Annotated in this window: 4 protein-coding genes; 2 read left to right on the top strand and 2 right to left on the bottom strand. The window is 33.1% G+C overall.

Going from position 1 to position 3,864, the window contains the following annotated elements:
* Nucleotides 1–47 precede the first annotated feature (47 nt).
* Complete coding sequence (locus CG11_RS28825; protein WP_052600369.1) at nt 48–659, bottom strand: hypothetical protein; 612 nt, start codon at nt 657–659, stop codon at nt 48–50.
* An 86-nt stretch (nt 660–745) separates the two neighbouring features.
* Nucleotides 746–955: a hypothetical protein gene (locus tag CG11_RS28820; RefSeq protein WP_052600368.1), complete on the bottom strand. Its 210-nt coding sequence runs from the start codon at nt 953–955 to the stop codon at nt 746–748.
* 1,062 nt (nt 956–2,017) lie between these two features.
* Here CG11_RS28820 and CG11_RS28815 point away from each other — a divergent pair.
* Together CG11_RS28815 and CG11_RS28810 are read left to right on the top strand one after the other, a co-directional pair.
* Nucleotides 2,018–2,842 carry a hypothetical protein gene (locus CG11_RS28815; protein WP_156039970.1) on the top strand — a complete coding sequence of 275 codons (825 nt, stop codon included), beginning with the start codon at nt 2,018–2,020 and terminating at the stop codon, nt 2,840–2,842.
* Nucleotides 2,791–3,864, top strand: a 1,074-nt coding sequence (locus CG11_RS28810) for an FG-GAP-like repeat-containing protein (RefSeq protein ID WP_197044011.1), incomplete at its 3' end; no start/stop codon positions are given. The genes CG11_RS28815 and CG11_RS28810, both read left to right, overlap by 52 nt.

Here is a 3,864-nt window from a genome sequence, read left to right as displayed (position 1 = left end):
GAATTTTCTTTTCTTCATAAGCACTAATTTAAGCTTTTTTTGCGAACTTAACTAGTGGTCCTAATTTTGGGGTATACTGCAATGATTCCTGTCAACTCTGAACTAGGATAACCATGAGTAGCAAAAATATTTAGAACTTCAGATTTGATTAGGGTATCAATAGCTATTATTGTATCAATATAAAACTCGTAATCAGATCTAAACTCTTGATCTCTTTTACATAAGGAATCAATTTTTTTCCTTAATTGAAGGTTAATTTTAGATTCGATTCGAGCATTTTTTAATGATGCCCAATCTTGAGTTTCTATGAAATCTTGAAAAAATACTTTTTTCTCAAAGTAAGTATAAGGAAGCCCTTTGAGTATAAGTTGTTTTGCAAACTTAATAGCAACATCATATTTCTTAATCTCTATAGAAGTAGTTAACGCATTAAGAGCATCTCTAATGAAAAGCGTTCGTTTTTGCTCTGCCAATAAATAGTTATCAAGGGCAATTTGAAATTCATTATCTATTAAAGCTAATTCTGCTTTATGAACAAATTGATAATATAGTTGTATTGCTTCTTTTTTATATTCTATTTCATACTTTTGGGTAATAGCTTTATTAGGAATACTACAACCTATTATTAAAAGTTGAAGATAGATTAATGAGTATTTCATGTGGAGTGAATTTAGATGGTGTAAAAGCCGTATTTCATAAAGAAATACGACCTTTAAATTTGGATTATTTTACATGATAATTACTATTATGGGCATTCTCCTTCAATACTTCTGCCATCTTCAAAATGATAAAGACAACCACCATTATTAGGTTGAATATAATCACAAGTAGACTTTCCATATCCAAAGAAATAGTCTCCGCCAGGAGTATCTGTACCTTCATCAGCACCACCTCTAATAGCATTAAGGCTATCAATTTTGTGCTCTTCGAATTGATTTAAACTTAGTTTTTCCATAACTAAAATAAAATTTAAAAATTTGAGTTAGCTCACTTTCCGTAAGTGAGTTGAACGCCTGTGGGGTTTAATTTTGTATGATCAGGACAAAATGGGGGACAGGTATCCCTTATCTATAACTGACAGTAATAGCTTAAATATAATAGAATTAGACTGCTTCATATAAAGAAATAGTCTTATATTTAAAATGTAAATAAAATTTTGGAAGTAATATTATATCAATAGAGAGGAATTTTGGGTTATGGGTTGATTAAGAAATTAGAGTTGTTTACAATAATAGATTATAAAATAGATAAAATAAATATTTGTATTATGCTTTTACATTTAATTAACAAAATTAACTCTTTAAGTAGATGGACAAAATTAACCATCAGATAAAAGTTCTTTGAAAAATTGATACAAAACTCGTCATCGTAATTACGAACGATATTGAACAGAGCATTTGTTGGTAAGGTTTCACTAAGCTGTGTCAAAATTAAAAAAATAGTATTTTTTCAACGAAAGATCCCTCATAAAAAAGGGACTTTTTTGTTGAAGTTTTCTCGCATTGTCGTATCTGATGGTATACTTGTTAAACCATAAATACATTTCAAAATCGGCTACTAAAACCCTCAAAGAAGGACTAAGCTTTCAAAAAAATAGCTGCTTTTGCTGGTACCTTTGCTAATACGATGAGAAAAATTAAACAGGAAATAGAGCAGTTTTCTCTAAAGGAAACCTAAGTTGTATGGGCAATTTCTACTGTTTGGGGGGCATTTAACCGATAGGATAAAATAATTGAATAAAAAGATTGTTGCGTAATTTCGTGGCAATCTTTTTATTTTTTCATTGAAAAACTAAATTTAGGGTAGGGACCATAATGTCCCCTTATAATATTCTAAATTTATTTGTAAATATAAAATTTAATCAGTTTCTTAAGAAGAGAGAAACTACTAATTATCAATATAGCTGAATATGGGGAAGTGGCAATTTTTTTTTATCGCAATTTTATTACTTTTTGAGGGAAGTTCCTCAATTCATGCACAGACAAAGGCTTCTGTCTTTGATGCACCATGAGATTCTTTGTTTAGTAATGTTTTTTGGTACCATTGCCAAATACTAGAGTCTACAGATATAGGAATGTTGGAGGAAGCTTGCGAGCAGGAAGCGTCCAAACGATGTGAACTTAATTTAGCAATTGCAAGAGAACTAAAAGCTATTTTTGATAGCCAACCCTATGTTAATGGCTTAGATCCAACGATGTATGCCCCGCATATTGAACAGCTTTTAATCTTAGGAAAGGAGGCACATGAAGAAGGTCTGTATAGCATCCAAATGTCGGTTTTCCAATGTATTCAATTTGTTTATCAATATGGTTTAGGAGAGGATGGAGAAAAGGTTATTGAGATTGGTGACGCTGGCATTGAGTATTATAATAATTTGACCTCGAAACAGCAAGAAACGATAAAAACAGCGATTTGGATGTTGTCAGAGTTTTATTACAATAACCTATTGGTAAGAAGTTATCAAGAGAAATATGACTTGGCTAAGACCTATTATGAAGGGGCTTTATATTGGGGAGAGCAAGCTTATCGCAAGTCTCGAAATCCCAAACTTAATGTAATTCGATATGCAAGACCATTATTAGAAATTGGAGAAAACTATGCTCAACTTGGTAAACTAGATTCTGCCATTCTTTATATTAACAAAGGCATTGTCGAAGCAAAAAAACAGCAACATACTCAAATGTTGTTGGCTTTATATTCAGGAAAAGCCACCACCTATTTGTATAAAGAAAATTATCAGAAGGGATTAGAAGCATATCTTAAAATGAAAGATATAGCAAAGGAAATGGATTGGCATCAGGGAATGATAATGATTTTGATGCTTTTACTTCTGCTAAATTAAATTACAGTAATTACCAAGTAGATGATGTGATTTTTTGGGAAAATACAGGAACTGTTACCAGTCCTATTTTTACTCGAAGAGGAGGTCTTACTAGCAATAGCAGTGGTGCATCTCCTTTAAATCCTCTAGATAGGACACAACTTGGCAATTTTCCAGGAACGGGCTTTGCGGATATAGATAATGATGGAGACTTGGACATGGTAGGAGGAAGTGGTTCTTTACAGTACTTTGAGAACACTGGAACCGCTAATAATCCTGTTTTTGTAGAGCGAGCAGGTGCTCAGAATCCTTTTGATGGTTTAACAAGTGGTATATTTTTACATCCTGATTTAATTGATTATGATGGTGATGGAGATATTGATCTAATGTTGGGAAATAATGCAGGAGGAGTGGAATTTTATGAAAATACAGGAACCGTTACAACGCCTAATTATGTATTAATGACTCAAAGTCCTTTTGATACGATTGATGTTGGACAATTTTCAACAACTGCTTTTGGTGATTTTGATAATGATGGAGTGTTAGAATTTTTAGCAGGAGAGTACAATGGAGGTTTTTATTATTTTGAACCAGATTATCCATGTCCGACCGTTAATATAACTAATAACCAAACTACTTTTTGTAGTAACGAAGGACCAATTGCTTTAACCGTTGATTCAACAGGAGGTACATTTACTGGATCAGGAGTTACAGGAACTAGTTTTTCTCCAATCTCAGCAGGTATTGGAACGCATACGGTGACTTATACTTATTCGAATGGATCAGGATGTACCGTATCGGCAACCCAAAATTTCACAGTAATTGCTTCACCAACGGTAATGGCAAGCAGCACAGACACAGTAGTGTGTTCAGGCGAGTCAATCACCTTAACAGGAATAGGAGCGGCAAGTTATGTATGGGATAATGGAGCAGTAGATGGAATTGCTTTTGTACCAAGTGCAACAACAACGTACAATGTAACAGGAACAGATGGTAATGGTTGTAGTGCAACAGGGAACTTAACGATAACAGTAGATACCTTG

The organism is Aureispira sp. CCB-QB1 (genome assembly GCF_000724545.1).
In the GTDB taxonomy this organism is placed as follows: Bacteria; Bacteroidota; Bacteroidia; order Chitinophagales; family Saprospiraceae; genus Aureispira.
The sequence above is the reverse complement of the archived record's forward strand: the minus strand, read 5'-3'. Positions and strand labels throughout refer to the sequence as shown.